At 63.4% G+C, this 17,897-nt stretch carries 15 protein-coding genes; 5 read left to right on the top strand and 10 right to left on the bottom strand.

All coding sequences use genetic code 11. The annotated features are described in order from the left end of the window. Position 1 precedes the first annotated feature (1 nt). From CK230_RS23060 to CK230_RS23045, 4 genes are all read right to left on the bottom strand, one after another. Complete coding sequence (locus CK230_RS23060; RefSeq protein WP_095819564.1) at positions 2-1,105, bottom strand: ABC transporter ATP-binding protein; 1,104 nt, start codon at positions 1,103-1,105, stop codon at positions 2-4. Continuing rightward, on the bottom strand, positions 1,105-2,037 hold the full coding sequence (locus tag CK230_RS23055; protein ID WP_095819443.1) for a carbohydrate ABC transporter permease: 933 nt from the start codon (positions 2,035-2,037) through the stop codon (positions 1,105-1,107). The genes CK230_RS23060 and CK230_RS23055 overlap by 1 nt, the downstream gene beginning before the upstream one ends. Continuing rightward, positions 2,030-2,923, bottom strand: coding sequence for a sugar ABC transporter permease (locus tag CK230_RS23050; RefSeq protein ID WP_095819442.1), 894 nt, complete (start codon positions 2,921-2,923; stop codon positions 2,030-2,032). Before CK230_RS23050 ends, CK230_RS23055 begins: the two co-directional genes overlap by 8 nt. A gap of 78 nt (positions 2,924-3,001) precedes the next feature. After that, the gene (locus CK230_RS23045; RefSeq protein ID WP_095819441.1) at positions 3,002-4,243 is read right to left on the bottom strand and encodes an ABC transporter substrate-binding protein; all 1,242 of its coding nucleotides are present in this window, start codon (positions 4,241-4,243) and stop codon (positions 3,002-3,004) included. Between the two features lie 384 nt (positions 4,244-4,627). Between CK230_RS23045 and CK230_RS23040 the strand changes: the two genes are divergently transcribed. Next, the gene (locus CK230_RS23040; RefSeq protein ID WP_095819440.1) at positions 4,628-5,671 is read left to right on the top strand and encodes a LacI family transcriptional regulator; all 1,044 of its coding nucleotides are present in this window, start codon (positions 4,628-4,630) and stop codon (positions 5,669-5,671) included. On the opposite strand, the gene gndA is transcribed toward CK230_RS23040, so the two are convergent. The 6 genes from gndA to CK230_RS23010 all read right to left on the bottom strand — a co-directional run bounded on the left by gndA (position 5,668) and on the right by CK230_RS23010 (position 12,091). Beyond that, on the bottom strand, positions 5,668-7,095 hold the full coding sequence (gene gndA, locus CK230_RS23035; RefSeq protein WP_095819439.1) for an NADP-dependent phosphogluconate dehydrogenase: 1,428 nt from the start codon (positions 7,093-7,095) through the stop codon (positions 5,668-5,670). The genes CK230_RS23040 and gndA overlap by 4 nt on opposite strands. A gap of 271 nt (positions 7,096-7,366) precedes the next feature. Beyond that, a complete protein-coding gene (locus CK230_RS23030) occupies positions 7,367-8,062 on the bottom strand; it encodes a hypothetical protein (RefSeq protein WP_141246078.1) in 696 nt (231 codons plus the stop codon). A 268-nt stretch (positions 8,063-8,330) separates the two neighbouring features. Beyond that, positions 8,331-9,971, bottom strand: coding sequence for a copper resistance CopC/CopD family protein (locus tag CK230_RS23025; RefSeq protein WP_095819437.1), 1,641 nt, complete (start codon positions 9,969-9,971; stop codon positions 8,331-8,333). A 72-nt stretch (positions 9,972-10,043) separates the two neighbouring features. Continuing rightward, a complete protein-coding gene (locus CK230_RS23020; protein WP_095819436.1) occupies positions 10,044-10,592 on the bottom strand; it encodes a copper chaperone PCu(A)C in 549 nt (182 codons plus the stop codon). A gap of 91 nt (positions 10,593-10,683) precedes the next feature. Then, complete coding sequence (locus CK230_RS23015) at positions 10,684-11,031, bottom strand: hypothetical protein (protein ID WP_095819435.1); 348 nt, start codon at positions 11,029-11,031, stop codon at positions 10,684-10,686. Between the two features lie 124 nt (positions 11,032-11,155). Beyond that, on the bottom strand, positions 11,156-12,091 hold the full coding sequence (locus tag CK230_RS23010; protein WP_095819434.1) for a GntR family transcriptional regulator: 936 nt from the start codon (positions 12,089-12,091) through the stop codon (positions 11,156-11,158). A 257-nt stretch (positions 12,092-12,348) separates the two neighbouring features. On the opposite strand from CK230_RS23010, the gene CK230_RS23005 reads away from it, so the two are divergent. The 4 genes from CK230_RS23005 (at position 12,349) to CK230_RS22990 (ending at position 17,857) form a co-directional block, all read left to right on the top strand. Beyond that, positions 12,349-13,854: an altronate dehydratase family protein gene (locus tag CK230_RS23005; protein WP_095819563.1), complete on the top strand. Its 1,506-nt coding sequence runs from the start codon at positions 12,349-12,351 to the stop codon at positions 13,852-13,854. A gap of 335 nt (positions 13,855-14,189) precedes the next feature. Then, positions 14,190-15,185: an ABC transporter substrate-binding protein gene (locus tag CK230_RS23000; protein WP_095819433.1), complete on the top strand. Its 996-nt coding sequence runs from the start codon at positions 14,190-14,192 to the stop codon at positions 15,183-15,185. A 156-nt stretch (positions 15,186-15,341) separates the two neighbouring features. After that, positions 15,342-16,895, top strand: a complete 1,554-nt coding sequence (locus CK230_RS22995; RefSeq protein WP_095819432.1) for a sugar ABC transporter ATP-binding protein — start codon at positions 15,342-15,344, stop codon at positions 16,893-16,895. Further along, entirely contained in the window at positions 16,892-17,857 is a 966-nt protein-coding gene (locus CK230_RS22990; protein ID WP_095819431.1) for an ABC transporter permease, read from the top strand. The genes CK230_RS22995 and CK230_RS22990 overlap by 4 nt, the downstream gene beginning before the upstream one ends. Positions 17,858-17,897 lie beyond the last annotated feature (40 nt).

Here is a 17,897-nt window from a genome sequence, read left to right as displayed (position 1 = left end):
GTTAGAGGCGATTGTCGGTTTGAGCGTCGAACAGCGAGGCGCGCGCTGGATCGAAGCCGATGCGGATTGCATCGCCGTTGCGCAGCGTCTTATCCGCTTCGACGCGGAAGGAGATGATCTGGCCGCCGAGCTTGGTCCACACCAGCGTGTCGGAGCCCATCGGATCGACGATCTCGACTGTCGACTCGGCGGTGAACGGCATTGCCTGGGCGGCGTCGCCGAAGGCGATGTGCTCAGGCCGGATGCCGAAGATGCAAGGCTTGGCGGCCCGGCCACCGTCGCCGTCGAATTGATAGCGGCCGAGCGGCACCGATATGCCGTCCGCTTTGAAGACGGGGACGGCGCCCACCTCCAACTCGCCCTTGAGGAAATTCATCGCCGGCGAACCGAGGAACCCGGCGACGAAGCGGTTGACCGGCCGGTTGTAGATCGTCTGCGGCGCATCGAGCTGCTGGATAACCCCGCCTCTCATGACGGCGATGCGGTCGGCCAGCGTCATGGCCTCGATCTGGTCGTGGGTGACGTAGATCATCGTGTTCTCCAGGCGGCGGTGCAGCAGCTTGATCTCGACGCGCAGTTCCGAACGCAGCTTGGCGTCGAGATTGGAGAGCGGCTCGTCGAACAGGAAGACATCGACGTCGCGCACCAGCGCCCGGCCGATCGCCACACGCTGGCGCTGGCCGCCGGACAGCGCCGAGGGCTTCCTCTGCAAAAGCGGTTCGATCTGCAGGATCTCGGCGGCGCGGGCGATGCGCTTGGCGATCTCGTCCTTCGGCACGCCGGCGACACGCAGGCCGAAAGAAAGGTTCTTCTCCACCGTCATCTGCGGATAGAGCGCGTAGGACTGGAACACCATGCCGATGCCGCGGTCCTTCGGCTCTTCCCAGGTGACGTTCTTGCCCTTGATGAAGATGCGGCCGTCCGAAATGTCGAGCAGGCCGGCAATGCAGTTGAGCAAGGTCGACTTGCCACAGCCGGACGGGCCGAGCAGCACGATGAACTCGCCCTCGGCGACATCCAGGTTGAGCGTCTGCAGCACCGAGACGGCGCCGAAATTGAGCGACAGGTCCTGGATCGAAACGCTGGGATTGGCGATGTCCATCATCATCCTTTCACCGCGCCGGCGGCGATACCGCGCACGAAGAGCTTGCCGGAAACGAAGTAGACGATGAGCGGAACGAGGCCCGTCAGGATGGTCGCAGCCATGTTGACGTTGTATTCCTTCACGCCCTGGACCGAATTGACGATGTTGTTGAGCTGCACCGTCATCGGGTAGGTGTCGGGGCGGGTATAGACGACGCCGAACAGGAAGTCGTTCCAGATGCCTGTGACCTGCAGGATGATGGCGACGACGAAGATCGGCAGCGACATCGGCAGCATGATGCGCAGATAGATGCCCCAGAAGCCGGCGCCGTCGACGCGCGCGGCGCGAAACAACTCCTCCGGCATCGAGGTGAAATAGTTGCGGAAGAGCAGCGTCAGGATCGGCATGCCGAAGATCGAATGCACGATCACAAGGCCGGTCAGCGTGCCGTAGATGCCGATTTCGCGCAGGATGATGACGATCGGGTAGATCATCACCTGGTAGGGGATGAAGGCGCCGACGATCAGGATGATGAAGAAGGTGTCGGCGCCCTTGAATCGCCAGTTGGCCAGCGCATAGCCATTCACCGAGGCGATCGCGATCGAGAGCAACACCGACGGCACCGTGATGCGCACCGAATTCCAGAAGCCGCGCGAGAGCCCGTCACAATTGAGCCCGGTGCAGGCGGTGGCCCAGGCCTTCACCCAAGGCTCGAAGGTGATCTCCATCGGCGGCGAGAAGATGTTGCCGAGGCGGATCTCGGGCATGCCCTTCAGCGAGGTGACGATCATCACGTAGAGCGGCAAAAGATAGTAGAGCGCCACGACGATCAGCGTGCCGTAGAGGAAGATATTGCGGCGCGACAGCACATGCCGCGGCTTCGGGCCGCTGGGACCGGCGGCACCGCGCCTGAGCGCTTCGGCGCCTGGGGACAGGGAGGCGACGTCAGCCATGCTTCTTGCCTCCGAATTCGAGATAGGCCCAGGGCACGATGACGATCACCACCGACAACAGCATCATCGTCGAGGCGGCAAAGCCCTGGCCGAGATTCTGGGCGAAGAACATGTAGTCATAGACATATTTCGCCGGCACTTCGGAGGCGATGCCGGGACCGCCGCTGGTCTGTGCCACGACGAGGTCGTAGACCTTGACGATGCCGGCGGCGATGATCACCAACGTGGTGATGAAGACCGGCCGCATCATCGGGATGATGATGAAGAGATAGGTCTTCCAGGCGGGAATGCCGTCCACCCTCGCCGCCTTCCAGATGTCTTCGTCGATGCCGCGCAGACCGGCGAGCATCAGGCACATGATGAGCCCGGTGCCCTGCCAGAGCGCAGCGATCGAAATGCCGTAGATGACGATGCTGGAATTATAGAGCGGGTCGAAGCTGAAGCTCGTCCAGCCGAGATCGCGCACGACGCGCTGCACGCCGAAATCCGGATTGAGCAGCCACTGCCAGACCAGCCCGGTGACGATGAAGGACAGCGCGAAGGGATAGAGGAAGATGGTTCGGAACGTGTCCTCGAAGCGGATCTTCTGGTCGAGAAGCGCCGCCAGCAGGAAGCCGATGACCAGCGAGAACACCAGCGAGATCGCGCCATAGATCAAGAGGTTCTCGATCGAGACCAGCCAGCGCGATGTCGACCACAGCCGGTGATATTGGTCGAGCCCGACGAAGTTGAGCCGCGGCAAGAGCTTCGAATTGGTAAAGGAATAGAGCACTGTCCAGGCCGTGCCGCCGACGAACACCACCACAGCCGTCAAGATCATCGGGATCGACGCGATCTTGGCGTTCAGGTTGCGGAAAAGCTGGTTGGGGCGTTCGTTGTTGCTCATCTAGGCAGCCGGACAATGAGACGTCAGGCTCCCGGCCCCGGATAGGCTGGGGTCGGGAGTTGGCGGGGGCGCCGTTGATCAGTCGGCCGAAGCGATGATCTCGGCGAAGCGCTTCTGCGCCTCTTCGAGCGTCATGTCGGGCTTGGCGAAGAACTCGGAGAACAGATCCTCCTTCTGCTTCTGGCTGTCCTGCGAAAGCAATTGGTCCGTCCACGGGATGACGGCGCCCTTGGCGAGGATGGCAAGACCCTTCTTCATGCAGTCGTTCGCCGCGTTGAGGTCGACGTCGCCGCGCACCGGCAGCGAGCCCTTCTTGAGGTTGAAGGCGACTTGCGTCTTCGGATCGAGCAGCGTCTCGGCCAGCACCTCCTGCGCCTTGGACTTGTCGGCGTCCTTGAGCAGCGGGAAGTAGAAGGCGTCGCCGCCGGTGGCGATGACCTCGTTGAGCCCAAGGCCGGGCAGGCAAGTATAGTCCTTGCCGGCGGTCTTGCCGGCGACCTGGAACTCGCCCTGCGCCCAATCACCCATGATCTGGCCGCCGGCCTTGCCGGTGATGACCAGGTTCGTCGCCTGATTCCAGTCCTGCACATTGGTGTTCTTGGCCATCTTGCGGGCGTCGTCCGCCGCTTTGAACACCTTGGCGATCTCGGGGCCGGCGGCGAACTTGGCGTCCTTGTCCTTGTAGACCTTGAGGAAGGCGTCGGTGCCGCCGACCGCCGCCAGCAGCACGTCGAAGGCGCCCGATGCCTGCCAGGGCTGCCCGCCGACCGCGAGCGGGATGATGCCGGCCTTCTGCAGCGCCGGAGCGGCGGCCACGAATTCATTCCAGTCCTTCGGCGTCGGCACGCCGGCCTTCTGGAAGGCCTCGTTCGACAGCCACAGCCATTGCCAGGAATGGATGTTGACCGGCACGCAATAGATCTTGCCGTCGATGGTGCAGCTGTCGAGCAGGCTCTTCGGCCGCACGATTTCGGTCCACTTGTCCTTGGTGGCGATATCGGTGAGGTCGCGCATCAGCCCGGCCTGCACCAGTTCCTCGGCCTGGCGGCCGTGGTTGAACTGCGTGGCGCCCATCGGGTCGCCGCCGGTGATGCGGCTGATCATGATCGGCCGCGCCGTGCCGCCGGAGCCGGCGATGGCGCCGTCGACCCAGTGATTGCCGGTCCCGTCGAAGGCTTTGGCAAGCTCGGCCACCGCCGCCGCCTCGCCGCCGGAAGTCCACCAATGGGTGACTTCGAGGTCGGTCGCGGCCGCCGGACCGGCGAAGTTGAGTGCAGCAACCGTCGCGGCAAAGGCGGCGGTCAGGAATTTGTATCGCATTTCGGCTTCCTCCCAGAATCTGAAACGTTACAGATTTTCGATACGGCAAATGCTCCGCCTAGGCAACCCCTCGTTTCAAAATGCGTTGAGATTTTTTCGAGGCGCGAACAAATTCTTTCCGCTGGGGCGGCGGAGTTGAAACCCGAACGGCCGATCCGTGCCAAAAATGGGTCCAGGCCGACATTTCCTTGGGATTCCGGCAACTTTCACCCATCTCTATGTCGGGAAGGCAGAATCGGCGGCCTCGCCGGTCAATCACGAAGATTGGCAATCTGTAACGTTTCAGTATATTGGACCCGACCGCAGCCTGAAGTCGCGCAATCGTCAACGCTGCACGATTGCCGGTCGGCCCTGCGGCTGCTATGCGCCTGACGGGCGGGACGAATGGATAGACGGGTAACGAAGAAGGGCGACGACACGTCGGGCAAGGAGCGCCCGACGCTGAAGACGCTCGCCTTCATGACCGGGCTTGGCGTCACGACGGTGTCGCGTGCGCTGAAGGATGCACCCGAGATCGGCGCCGAGACCAGGCGCCGCGTCCAGCTCGTCGCCAAGCAAATCGGATATCGCCCCAACCGTGCTGGCGTGCGCCTGAGGACCGGCAAGACCAACGTCATCTCGCTCGTGCTGAACACCGAGCACGAGCTGATGAGCTTCGTCTCGGACATCATCTACGGCGTCACCGAGGTGATCGCCGACACGCCCTACCATTTGATCGTCACGCCCTATTCGCGCTCGCAGGATCCGCTCGACCCGGTGCGCTATCTGGTCGAGACCGGCTCGGCCGACGGCGTCATCATCTCGCGCACGCAGCCAAACGATCCGCGGGCGCGCTACATGCTGGAGCACGGCGTTCCCTTCGCCACACATGGGCGCACCGACATGGGGCTGGTGCATCCCTATCACGATTTCGACAATTACGCCTTTGCCGGCGAAGCTGTCCGCGCGCTCGCCGCCAAGGGCCGCAACCGGCTTGCGCTCGTGACGCCGCCGGTTGGCCTCACCTATTTCCGCTATACGGTGAACGGCTTTGCCGATGCGCTGAGCGAGGTCGGCGCCTCAGAGGTGCCGTTCAATACCGTCTCGATCGACCATACGATCGAGCAGATCAGGATGCGCACCGCCCAGCTCATGCGCCGAGACGACCGCCCGGACGGCATCATCAGCAGCGCCGCCGCAGCAACGCTCGCCGTCGTCGCCGGCATCGAGGATGCCGGCCTGAAGCTCGGCCGCGATGTCGACGTGGTGTCGAAACAGTCCTCGGAGGTGCTGCACCTGTTCCGGCGAGAGCTGCTCGTCGTCAACGAGGATTTCCGGCTGGCCGGCTCAGAGCTCGCCCGTGCCGTGCTCGGTTGGATTGCAGGCAAGGAACCCGGCTCGCTACAGTCGCTGAGCAAGCCGAGTGAGGTTCTGCCCTATCGGGGCTAATGCCCGGCCCCACTCCCCCAAGGACCGTGGAACGCCCCCTGCTCGCCGATGCGCTCGAAACCATGCGCGCCGAAGAAATCGCGCTGCGCCTGGATCAGGTTCGACGTGCCGCGTCCCTGGCGGTAGCTGTCGAAATAGGCGAGCGCCGACGACAGCGCCGGCACCGGCGAGCCGGCTTCGGAGGCCCGCGCCACGATACGCCGGAGCGAGGGATGCGCCTCCTTCATCATCGCGATGAAGGCCGGCGCCATCAGGAGGTTGGTGGACGCGCTGCCCGAGCCGAACGCTTCGGCCATCGTGTCCAGCATCTGCGAGCGGATGATGCAGCCGGCGCGCCAGATCTTGGCGATGGTCGGCATCGGCAGGTTCCAGTTGAACTCCTTCGAGGCGCCGCTCATCACCGCGAAGCCCTGCGCGTAGGCCGCGATCTTGCCGGCGAACAGTGCCAGCTCCAGATCCTTCAGCAACGCGGCCTTGTCGCCGGAAATCTTCTCGACGCCGATATTGCCGTAGGCTTTTTCCGCTGCCTGCCGCTCATCCTTGATCGAGGACAATACGCGCGCCGCAACCGCCGCCTCGATGGCGGTGGCCGGAATGCCGAGCTGCTGCGCTTCGATGACCGACCATTTGCCGGTGCCCTTCTGTCCGGCGCGGTCGAGGATGATGTCGACCACGGGCTTGCCGGTCTTCGGATCGTCGGCGGCCAGCACCTTGGCGGTGATCTCGATCAGGTAGGAGTTGAGGCGGCCCTTGTTCCATTCCTCGAAGACCTTGCCGATCTCCTTGGGCGCCATGCCGAGCCCGTCGCGCAATATGCCGTAGATCTCGGCGATCATCTGCATGTCGGCATATTCGATGCCGTTGTGGATGGTTTTTACGAAATGACCGGCGCCGTCATGCCCGAGCCAGGCCGCGCAGGGCTCGTCCTTGAACTTGGCGGAGATCGCCGTGAGCACCTTCTCGACGCGCTTCCACGAGTCTTCCGTGCCGCCGACCATGATCGACGGACCGTGGCGCGCGCCTTCCTCGCCGCCCGAAACGCCCATGCCGATGAAGGTCAGGCCCGAGCCGTTGAGCTCCGAGAAGCGCCGCATCGTGTCGCGGAAATTGGCGTTGCCGGCATCGATGACGATGTCGTTGTTGGAGAGCACGCCGCGCAATGCCGCGATCTGCTCATCGACCGGCTTGCCGGCCAGCACCATGATGATGATCGGCCGCGGCGGCCGGATCGCCGCGGCAAGCTCCTCCAGGCTGTAGCAGGGAACGACCCTGTCCTTCAGCGGACCGGCGCTCTCGACGAAGGCGTCGGTGCGTGCCGGCGTGCGGTTGAAGACGGCGATGCGGTGCCCGTGCTCGGCGATGTTGAGCGCCAGGTTGGAACCCATCGTGCCAAGGCCGATCAGGCCGATTTCGGCTTTTTCCATCGTTTCTTCCCTGCTTTCGCATGCTTGTTGGTTGGAGCCCGCGATTTGCGCGGATGATTGACGGGCCTTTCGCGCCACGTCAACCGTCCCACTGTCGTCGCGGATCACCGCAACGCTTCGGTGGTCGATTTTTGTCGCCTAATAGCCCAAAGAGTTCTGGAAGGCCACTCCGCACTTCAGCTGTTACAAGCACTTTGTATCTCCCAGGCGGAGCGGCCCATGACGACTTCTCCGCGGGTCAAATTACGTTCTGACATTGGGTACCGTCCTCTTACCAGGGACGAGGAATGCAGCTCTCCGGGCGGTACGTGGCCAGGACTGCGTCCATGGCCTTGCTGTATTCGGAAAAGCCTGGAATGAGCCCCAATTCGATGGCCTGAGCGACACATCTATCACCGGCAGGAGGGGAATTTGCCTGAGACAGGCAATTTTTCAACTTTGTCATTAAAACCGGAGGGGGAGGCTTGATTGAGCTATAACTGATCAAGCCTGAACGAATGGATACAACCGTGACATCGGCCTTGTTCCATCGAGCAGGGTCAAAGACGTAGTTGAGATTGCGTTTGCCGTCAGGGTGTTTTGATGCACCGTAGACGGCAATGACAATCACATTGGCATCATGCCGATCACCTTTCATATCCGAATCCGAGGCCGGCATCTTGAGCCCTAGCTCAAGCTCAAAGGCCAGCTCTGAAAGAGCTTCGCCATCGCCTTCTCGCGCCAAGGGCCAAAGCACAGCCCACTGCTTTTTACATTGGCCTTCGGAGAAGGAGTCCAGCGCAAACTTTAGACGTTGCTCACGGGTCAAACTTGGCTGCATCAAGCTTGTTTTACCTGTAAGATCGCATCCGCAGATAACGAAGAGGACCAGAAGGCCCCAACATGCCTTCGCGATAAACCGGGTCGAAATGGCGGTCCTGCCCGCGAACAAAATCCGTGGCGCGCCGTCAGCGACAATTTTTGACACTACAGAAGCACCTTGTCGTCGAGCGCATTGTAGCGTGTGAACGCCAAAGACTCGATCTTCACGTGAGTTTCCTGTCCTTCATGGACGCAGCCCCTATCGCAGCTCCGCGGCATTGCCCAATCCTGACATACCTATGCAATAGTAAATACCAATAAACGACACAAGCCGATCCACAGCTTATATGGAAAACGAAAACATAGCTACCTGGTATATTCACGCTAGACTAGGACACCCATCCACTCTTTTAAGAAGCCATCCCAGTGAAAGCCTAGTCAGCGCGGATATCGATCGGCGCTTCGATCTTCACCATCTCGAAGTCGGAAACGAGGATGTCGAGCCGGGCGTTCCATCGGCCAGGCAGCGGAATGACGAGATTGTCGACGCGCCAGGTGCCATCGCCGGGTTTCCTCGCCGGCCGCTTGATCGGCTCGATGCCGGAATCAGGCTTGGACAGCACCAGCGTCACCTGCTTGGCGTCGAGTGGTCCGAAATCGCCAGTCATGATCACCATCGAAGCGGCGACCGCGCCGGCATGTCCGGGCGTGATGCTGAGATCGGCCATCGCTTCCAGCGTGTGGATGTGGATCGACACCGGCTGGGCGGCGGCGATCGCCAGCGCGCGCGGCGGCGGGGTGAAGCGCCAGCCGGCGGCGACGCCGAAGATGGCAAGCACGATGACGACCTCGATGCCGATCGAGCGCACCAGCCGTCGCTGCACCTCCGTGTCGCCCGCTTGGGCGGGCGCCGTCAGCGTCCAGCGGTTGACTGCGGCAAGCGTGAACACGAAAAGCAGCAGCGCCAGCTTCAACAGCAGAAGTCGGCCATAGGACGTGTTGATCAACGCCGCCGGTTCCTGCACCTGGATGATCGCCAGCACGATGCCGCTTGCGGCAAGCAGGATGACCACCGGCAGGATCGCGCGGGAGAAGCGGCGCAGAAAGACTTTTGCTTCCGCCGGTTCTCGCCGCAATGCCAGGCCGAGCGGCGCGAGCGAACCGGCCCAGAAGGCGATTGCCGTGCCGTGCAGGAACACCAGCGGCCGCGTCAGCCATTGCGGTTCGGCGGCGCTGGCGTGGCCGCTGGCGGCAAGGGCTGCGCCGACACCAAGCAACGCCGCGCCTGCCGACAGCTTGCGAAGACCTGCCGGCCCGGCAAGCGACAGCAGAGCGACACCAAGCGCGATCAGGCCGATCAGCACCGTCCAGACGAAGCTCGTCTCAACCGCCGTCTTCCAAACCGCCGGCGTCGCAAACCGCGCGAGCGGCGCGCCAAGCCCATCCAGCCCCTGCAGGCCGAGCGACACCGGCGCCGCGACGAGACCAAAAAGCAGCGCCGCCGTGACAAAGCGCTGGCCGCGGCGCCCGTCCCCGGCCAGCCAGGCGAGCGCGAACGCGCCGCCGACGCCGAGGAAGAGCCCGGCATAGAAAAACGGCCTGACTGCCCAGATCGCCGCGCGCAGCGTCCAGTCCACGGCTTCGCCCGCGTTCGGTGCCGCACTTGGCGCGCCGATGGAAAACAGCGCCGAGCCCCCGACCGGATGGCCGTCGACCGACACCACCCGCCAACTCAGCACATGCGTGCCGGATTTGAGCACCTCGGGATTATCGATCTCGACCGTCTGGTCGTTGAGGCGGAAGGATGTCAGCGCAAGCCGCGAGCCATCGGGCCGCACAAGGGTCAGGACCAGCGGCGAGACGGGTTCGCTGAAGGTCAGCGAAAACTGCGCCGGGCTTTGCGCCAGCACGGCGCCGTCGGCTGGGTCGGTCGCGACCAGCGCCGCATGCGCGAAGGCGCGCCCGGGCAGGATCAGCATGGCGATCAGCACGAAAATTCCGACCAGGCCGCTGGCGAGCAGCCTGGTGCGGGAGCCGTCCTGGGAAGCAGTCGACAGCAGGAGAATTGGGCTCATCCTATCACTTCGAGGGAGCGATGACGCGGCGAGCGCGCCAACGCCCGGTTCGTGTCTTCAACGATGCCCGGATTATTCGGCGTGATCCATATCGCCACTGCCCGTCTCGCCCATGCCTTCGACGGCAAACTCGACTTTGACGCTGCCGGCCTTCTCGAAGGTCAGGGTCGCGGGGAATTTCTCGCCCTGCTTCGGCTGCCGCTTCAGGCCGGTGAACATCAGATGGTAGGCGCCGGGCTTCAGCGCGACCTTGCCGCCGGCCGGAATCTCGAGCCCGCCCTCGACCGGCCGCATGGTCATGACGCCGTCCTTGACGCCCATCTCATGCAGCTCGGCCTTGTCGGAGATGTCGGAGGAAATCGACAGCAGCCGGTCAGGCGCGCTGCCCTTGTTGACCACGGTGAAATAGCCGCCGGCCACCTTGGCGCCGGGCGGCGTCGCCCGTGACCATGGATGCTCGATCTCGAGGTCGCCGGCCTTGAATTCATGCGCGATGGCGGAGGGAACGCAGGCTAGGAGAAGCAGAAGGCTGAGCACGGCAAGGCCGACGCGCTGCTGAAGGTGGAACGGCGGCGTGGCGCGAAGGGCATAGGTACGAGCCGTGGAAAAAAGATTGGACATGGTTGCTCCATGAATATGAGGATCGCGCCGCCTTTGCGGCCGCGAACAGTCTGATCTTTGGATGAATGGGTCCGCGAAAAGGTTCCGCGGCTCAGACCATTGCCGGCGGCGCGCGCGGATTGGCTGGAGAACGGTCGCGGGCGAAATCCTGGTGCCGGAAGGCCGGAAGCTGGAAGGTGACCGCCTCGAAAATCCGGGTTCCGGCCAGCGCGCCTGCGTCCGGTGGCGGCAGATGCGCCGGCGAAACCATGCTGCAGCCGAGCGAGCAACAGGCCGGCATATGCTGCTGGTGCGGATCGCCGCCGGGGAGTTTTACGGCCCCTTCATGCGTGCAGATGACGTTGCCGAAGGCATCGAGCTGCGACGGCGCGCCAAAGGCGAAGGCGCCGAGCGAGGACTGAAGCAACAGGAACAGCGCCGCGACGAACGCGGCCGGCATGCTCCCTCGTCTCAGCCGGATATGCAACGGAAATCCTCTCCCGGAAATTCGATCGACCGTAACACGGACGATAAGGCGGGAAAATCGGCAAAACCGTGCTGCGGCAACGCGGCGCGATACCCGTTCATGCCCGGGCAAATGTGCCCGATAACGTGCCGTCGGCGGGCTGCGCCTGGCGTCCTTCGGGAATCGAGCTCAGCAGCGTCTGGCGCGCCGACTTCAGGTGCTTGCGGCAAGCGGTGTCCACCTTGGCGGGATCGCGCGACTTCAGCGCCGCAATATAGGCGAGATGCTCCTGGATCGCGACCTCGTTGCGCTGGCGCTCCTCGGCCTTGTTCCACTGATAGTGGTAGTGGAAGATCATCGCGATCACGTCATAGAAGTCGACGATGAAGCGGTTGTGCGATGCGCGGTGGATCAGCCGGTGTAGGCGCTCGTCGAGCTCGGAGAACTCGTTGAAGCGCGTGGCGATATCGCTGGCAAGCTGGCGGTGTTCGACCTCCAGCCGGTCGAGATCGGCCCACACCGCGCTGTCTTGCGGCAGCGCGGCGAAGGCCGCCGCCGAGCGCAGCTCGAACATCTCGCGGATTTCGGTCAGCTCCAGCGCGAAGGCGCGCGTGAAACCCTTCAGCACCCAGTGGCTGTTGCGCCGCTTCTCGATCAGCCCGAAGCGCGAGAAGCGGATCAGGAATTCTCGCACGCTGGTGGTGCCCACCCCGATCTCGCGCGCCAGCTCCAGCTCGTTGATCTGCATGCCGGCCTCGGCGCCGCCGGCAAGCAGCCTGCGCATGAAGGAGCGCTCGATGATCTCGGCCAGCGAGTCCGTCTCTTCCTCGGGGAAGAAATCCTCCGGCCGCGGCGTCCTGAGCACTGTCTTGTTGCGCTTGTTCCAGGCGATCAGCCCGGTCTCTTCCATGCGCGAAAGGATGCTGCGCACCGTGGTGCGGCTGACACCGAGCAGCGTGCCGAGTTCCGGCTCCGACGGCAGGCTTTGGGTCTCGTCGAGCAGCCGCAGGCAGCGGTTGAACGCGTCCTTATAGACGTTGTTGCTCTTCGACATGCCTGTAACCCCCAGCGCTTGCGGCGGGCGGCCGGAAGCGCGATATGATCGGTGTCTCCTAGCGCACGGCCCCGAAAAGCGGAATCGTTTTTCGCCGGCTTGCCAAACGGGCGGTCGCGCATCGAACAAGAGGCGCCAGCCGCCGCTGATGAAAAAACAATTGACGCAAAAATGTTTTTTCACGATAAAAGACATTACCCCCAAACGGGCGCATGTCAATCCGCCCGCATTCCCAGGATGACTCAGGACAGCCGCTCGTGACCCCCGCAAACACCATTCTTCTTTCCCCCGCCGACAATGTCGCGGTCGCCAATGGCCGCATCGAGATCGGCACGGCGCTGCCGGGCGGCGCCACCGCGATCGCGGTGATCGAGCCTGGCCACAAAGTTGCGATCAGGCCGATCGCCGCAGGCGAAGCGGTTGTGAAATACGCGCAGGCGATCGGCCGCGCCACACAGGACATCGCGCCCGGCGAGCACGTCCATTCGCACAATCTGGTCTTCGAGAGCGGCCGCCTGCCGGTGGTGCCGCCGAGCGAGGCCGAGCACGCCACCGAGGCCGACCGCAAGCGCACCTTCATGGGCTATCGCCGCGCCGACGGGCGCGCCGGCACGCGCAACTTCATCGGCATCATCGCCAGCGTCAATTGTTCGGCAACCGTCTGCCATGCCATTGCCGACGAGGCCAACCGCACGATTCTGCCGAAATATCCCGGCATCGACGGCTTCGTGCCGATCGTGCATGGCCAGGGCTGCGGCATGAGCGGCACCGGTGACGGCATGATGGTTCTGCACCGCACGCTCGCGGGCTATGCTCGTCATCCGAATTTCGGCGGCGTGATGATGGTCGGGCTCGGCTGCGAGGTCAACCAGCTCACCCTCTACGGCCAGAAGGGCGTGGCGGCGGGAAAACGCCATTTCAACATCCAGGAGGCCGGTGGCTCGCGCAAATCTGTCGAGAAGGCGATGGGCGTCCTCACCGAGATCGCCGAGGAAGTCGGCCACCTCAAGCGCGAGCCCATCCCGGTCAGCGAGATCGTCGTCGGCCTGCAATGCGGCGGCTCGGACGGCATGTCCGGCATCACCGCCAATCCGGCATTGGGCGCCGCTGTCGACATCCTGGCCGGCGTCGGCGGCATTGGCATCTTGTCGGAGACGACCGAGATCTACGGCGCCGAGCATCTGCTCGCCTATCGCGCCGCCTCGCCCGAGATCGCCGCCAAGCTCGACGGGTTTGTGAAGTGGTGGGAGGACCATACCGCCAAGCACGGCGCCTCGATCGACAACAACCCCTCGCCCGGCAACAAGCGCGGCGGCCTGACCACGATCCTGGAAAAATCTCTGGGCGCGGTTGCCAAGGGCGGCCAGACGCCGCTCAACGGCGTCTTCGGCTATGCCGAGAAGGTTTCGGGCCACGGCCTGGTGTTCATGGACACGCCCGGCTACGACCCGGTCTCGGCCACCGGGCAGGTGGCGGGCGGCGCCAATGTCATCGTCTTCACCACCGGCCGCGGTTCTTGCTTCGGCTGCCGGCCGACGCCGTCGATCAAGGTCGCGACCAACTCGACCATGTACCACCAGATGGAAGAGGACATGGACGTCAATTGCGGCGTCATCGCCTCGGGCGAGAAGACCATCGCCGGCATGGGCCGCGAGATCTTCGAGCTGATCATCGAGACGGCGTCCGGCCGCAAGACCAAGAGCGAGGCGTTCGGCTACGGCGACAACGAGTTCGTGCCCTGGCATCTCGGCGCGACGCTTTAGTCCGAAGACCTTCGGCCGAAGTGCGACTAGGACGCGGGCCTTCATTGCCGTATGACTTCATGATGGAATGAATATTCCACATTGACAGTTCAGTGAAATTATCGTTCCATGTCATAGGGAGGAACGGAAGCGCCGACATGCTGCCAATGAGGAGCCGCAGGGCGGAGCAAATCCATCGCACATCACACAAACGGTACCAGACACCGCTTGCATCCGCCATGGCAATGCTCTATCAAAAAATGGCATCTGTTTTTTATTGATAAAGTTCTGTTTGGGCCGCGCCTATCCAGATGGAGCTTCCGAAACCTTCACCAGGCGACTTAGGGAGGAACCTAATGAAATTCGTGACCAGCCTTCTCAACCGCCGTGCTTTCGTGGCCCTGGCCGCTGCGTCGATGCTTGCCGGCGCCATGCATTCCGCGCCCGCCTCGGCGGCCGACGTGACCATTCCGATCATCGTCAAGGACACCACCTCCTTCTACTGGCAGATCGTGCTGGCCGGCGCCCGCAAGGCCGGCAAGGACCTCGGCATCAACGTGCCGGAGCTCGGCGCCCAGGCTGAGACCGACGTCAACGGCCAGATCTCAATCCTCGAGAACGCCGTCGCCAGCAACCCCGCTGCCGTCGTCATCTCGCCGACCGAATTCAAGGCGCTCGGCAAGCCGATCGATGAGGCGGCTTCCAAGGTCAAGGTCATCGGCATCGACTCCGGCGCCGACTCCAAGGCCTTCACCTCCTTCCTCACCACCGACAACGTCCAGGGCGGCCGCGTCGCCGCTGACGGTCTCGCCGCCGCCATCGGCGCCGCCAATGGGGGCAAGGTGGAAGGCAAGGTCGCGCTGATCACGGCCCTTCCCGGCGCCGGCTCGCTCGAGCAGCGCAAGCAGGGCTTCATCGAACAGATCAAGGCCAAATATCCCGGCCTCGAGCTGGTCGCCGACAAATACGCCGACGGCCAGGCCACCACCGGCCTCAACATCGCCACCGACCTGATCACCGCCAATCCGGACCTCAAGGGCATCTTCGCCTCCAACCTGATCATGGCCCAGGGCGTCGGTCAGGCGATCGCCGAGAACAACCTTGCCGGCAAGGTGGGGCTGATCGGCTTCGACAGCGACGAGAAGCTGATCAAGTTCCTCAACGACGGCGTCATCTCCGGCCTCGTCGTCCAGGATCCGTACCGGATGGGCTATGACGGCATCAAGACCGCTCTGGCCGCCTCGAAGGGCGAGAAGGTCGAAGCCAATGTCGATACTGGCGCGAACCTCGTCACCAAGGCGAACATGAAGGACCCGAAGATCGACGCGCTGCTCAATCCGAAGCTCAACTGAGCATCGTGACCCAATCCGTTTCCGGGGCCTCTGCGCCCCGGAAACTCCACCGGGCGATTTGGAAATTCGCCGGCCTGATTTAGGCTCCTGCTTCAAGATGCGCGTCAGACGCATCGCTGCGTACCCAATGGTTGAGACCAATCTGGGAGGATTGTCATGACGTCGACGGCGCAGGAACTGCACCCCGCCCCCACGCTGCAGCCGGGCAGGACGATCCTCGAACTCAACGGGCTAGAAAAGCGCTACCCCGGCACGCATGCGCTGAAGCCGGTGCACCTCGCCTTCAAGGCGGGCGAGATCCACGCCATCGTCGGCGAGAACGGCGCCGGCAAATCGACCCTGATAAAACTTCTGACCGGCGTCATGCCGCGCACCTCGGGCGAGGTGATCTGGGAGGGCAAGCCGGCCGCCCTGGCCACGCCGCATGAAGCGATGGCGCTGGGCATCAACGCCGTGCACCAGGAGGTGGTGCTGTGCCGCCATCTCACCGTCGCCGCCAATATGTTCCTCGGCGAGGAGGAGTCCCGCTTCGGCCTCCTGCAGCAGCGCACCATGGTCAAGGACGCGCAGAAGATCATCAACGGCCTCGGCTTCGACCTGCCGGCGCATGTCGTGCTCGGCGACCTCACCATCGGCCAGCAGCAGCTGATCGCCGCGGCTAGAGCCACCGTTCGCGGCACGAAGTTTCTGATCTTCGACGAACCGACCGCCTACCTTACCCGCAAGGAGGCCGACCAACTGTTCAAGCTGATCCGAAGGCTGAAGGGCGAAGGCGTCACCATCATCTATATCAGCCACCGCATGGAGGAAGTGTTCGAGCTCGCCGACCGCGTCTCCGTGCTGCGCGACGGCACTTTGGTCGGCACCCGCAACATCGCCGAGACCAACGAGCCGGAGCTGGTCAAGCTGATGATCAACCGCTCGATCGAGCAGATCTACCACAAGGAGCATTTCACCCCCGGCGCCACGATCGTCGAGACGAGGAACCTTTCTGGCAAAGGTTTCGAGAATGTCTCGGTGACTGTCCGCGCCGGCGAGATCGTCGGCCTCTACGGCCTGATCGGCGCCGGCCGCAGCGAGTTCGTCACCACGCTCTACGGCCGCCACAGGAAATCAGCCGGCCAGATCCTGTGGGAGGGCAAGGAGGTTCAGGTCAATTCCGAGCATGACGCCATAAGGCTCGGCATGGCCCTTGCCCCGGAAAGCCGCCGCGACCAGGGCCTGTGCCTCAATCTGCCGGTCGGCATGAACCTCAACCTGCCGATCTACAAGCGCATTTCCAGCAACATGCTGATCTCCGGCGCCAAGGAAAAGGCCGAGGCCGACCGCCAGATCGCCGACCTGCGCATCAAGACGCCGACGCGCAACGCACTCGCCTCCAGCCTGTCCGGCGGCAACCAGCAGAAGATCGTCATCGGCAAATGGCTGGCGCATGGCGCCAAGCTGTTCATCTTCGACGAGCCGACGGTCGGCGTCGACGTCGGCACCAAGGCCGAGATCTACCGCCTGTTCAGCGCGCTTCTGTCGAAGGGTGCCGGCATCATCCTGATCTCGTCCTATCTGCCGGAAGTCTACGAGCTTGCCGACACGCTGCATGTGTTCCGGCGCGGCAAGCTGGTCGCCACGCATGGCTTCCGCACCGCCGACCACGAGGAAATCCTCACGCAGGCGCTCGCCGAGAAGCAAGAAAAACAGGGAGGTCAGACATGAGCACCGAGGCTATCGCCGCCGAACGGCCGAAGCGAAATTACAATGCCCTGTTCGGGCTGACGCTGCTGGCGCTGCTGGTCCTGCTGTGGGTGATCCTGTCGCTGGCGACGACGAGCTTCGCCTCGGCCAACAACATCTCGAACCTTTTGCGTCAGGGTTCGATGATCGCCATCCTGGCGGTCGGCCAGACCTTCGTCATCATCACCGGCGGTATCGATCTTTCCGTCGGCGCGGTCGTCGGCTTCTCGACGGTCATCGCAGCCATGCTGATCAATGCCGGCGTGCCGGTCTTCGCCGCCATCCTGATCACACTGCTGGTCGGTGTTGCCATTGGCCTGTTCCACGGTTTCGGCATCGTCAAGATGGGCCTGCCGCCCTTCATCATCACGCTGGCGACGCTGACATCGCTGCGCGGCATCGGCCTGCTGATGACCAACGGCAATTCGATCTCGATCAACAACGACGCCTTCCAGGAATTCTCGCGCAACTCCTTTGTCGGCATCCCCAACCTGTTCTGGATGGTGATCCTGGTCGGTATCCCGGCCTACATTTTCCTGCATCACAGCCGCTGGGGCCGCTATCTGTTCTCGGTTGGCTCCAATGCCGAGGCCTCGCGCCTGTCCGGCGTCAACGTCCCGCGCACCATCTATATGGCCTATACGCTGTCCGGCCTGTGCGCGGCCTTCGTCGGCGTGCTGCTCGCCTCGCGCATCGGCATCGGCAATCCGACGCAGGCCGAGGGCTGGGAGCTCCAGGCGATCGCCTCGTCGGTGATCGGCGGCACCTCGCTGTTCGGCGCGGTGGGTTCGGTGCACGGGCCGCTGCTCGGCGCCTTCATCCTCGCCACCATCAACAACGGCGCCAACCTGCTCAACGTCAATGCCTTCTGGCAGCGGATCATCACCGGCCTGCTGATCATCGTCATCGTCTACTTCGACGGCCTGCGCCGTCGCGGCAAGTGACTCCTCCCTGAAACTCCGCGCCGGCCTCGCAAGACCGAGG

The organism is Mesorhizobium sp. WSM3859 (genome assembly GCF_002295065.1).
Classification (GTDB): Bacteria; Pseudomonadota; Alphaproteobacteria; order Rhizobiales; family Rhizobiaceae; genus Mesorhizobium.
Note: the sequence above shows the minus strand (reverse complement) of the source record. Positions and strands in the feature narration are given on the sequence as shown.

Excerpts from the sequence above, each read along its gene's own strand:
- CK230_RS23060 (WP_095819564.1), bottom strand. The coding sequence starts at position 1,105 with ATGATGGACATCGCCAATCCCAGCGTTTCGATCCAGGACCTGTCGCTC.
- CK230_RS23055 (WP_095819443.1), bottom strand. The coding sequence starts at position 2,037 with ATGGCTGACGTCGCCTCCCTGTCCCCAGGCGCCGAAGCGCTCAGGCGC.
- CK230_RS23050 (WP_095819442.1), bottom strand. The coding sequence starts at position 2,923 with ATGAGCAACAACGAACGCCCCAACCAGCTTTTCCGCAACCTGAACGCC.
- CK230_RS23045 (WP_095819441.1), bottom strand. The coding sequence starts at position 4,243 with ATGCGATACAAATTCCTGACCGCCGCCTTTGCCGCGACGGTTGCTGCA.
- CK230_RS23040 (WP_095819440.1), top strand. The coding sequence starts at position 4,628 with ATGGATAGACGGGTAACGAAGAAGGGCGACGACACGTCGGGCAAGGAG.
- gndA (WP_095819439.1), bottom strand. The coding sequence starts at position 7,095 with ATGGAAAAAGCCGAAATCGGCCTGATCGGCCTTGGCACGATGGGTTCC.
- CK230_RS23025 (WP_095819437.1), bottom strand. The coding sequence starts at position 9,971 with ATGAGCCCAATTCTCCTGCTGTCGACTGCTTCCCAGGACGGCTCCCGC.
- CK230_RS23020 (WP_095819436.1), bottom strand. The coding sequence starts at position 10,592 with ATGTCCAATCTTTTTTCCACGGCTCGTACCTATGCCCTTCGCGCCACG.
- CK230_RS23015 (WP_095819435.1), bottom strand. The coding sequence starts at position 11,031 with ATGCCGGCCGCGTTCGTCGCGGCGCTGTTCCTGTTGCTTCAGTCCTCG.
- CK230_RS23010 (WP_095819434.1), bottom strand. The coding sequence starts at position 12,091 with ATGTCGAAGAGCAACAACGTCTATAAGGACGCGTTCAACCGCTGCCTG.
- CK230_RS23000 (WP_095819433.1), top strand. The coding sequence starts at position 14,190 with ATGAAATTCGTGACCAGCCTTCTCAACCGCCGTGCTTTCGTGGCCCTG.
- CK230_RS22995 (WP_095819432.1), top strand. The coding sequence starts at position 15,342 with ATGACGTCGACGGCGCAGGAACTGCACCCCGCCCCCACGCTGCAGCCG.
- CK230_RS22990 (WP_095819431.1), top strand. The coding sequence starts at position 16,892 with ATGAGCACCGAGGCTATCGCCGCCGAACGGCCGAAGCGAAATTACAAT.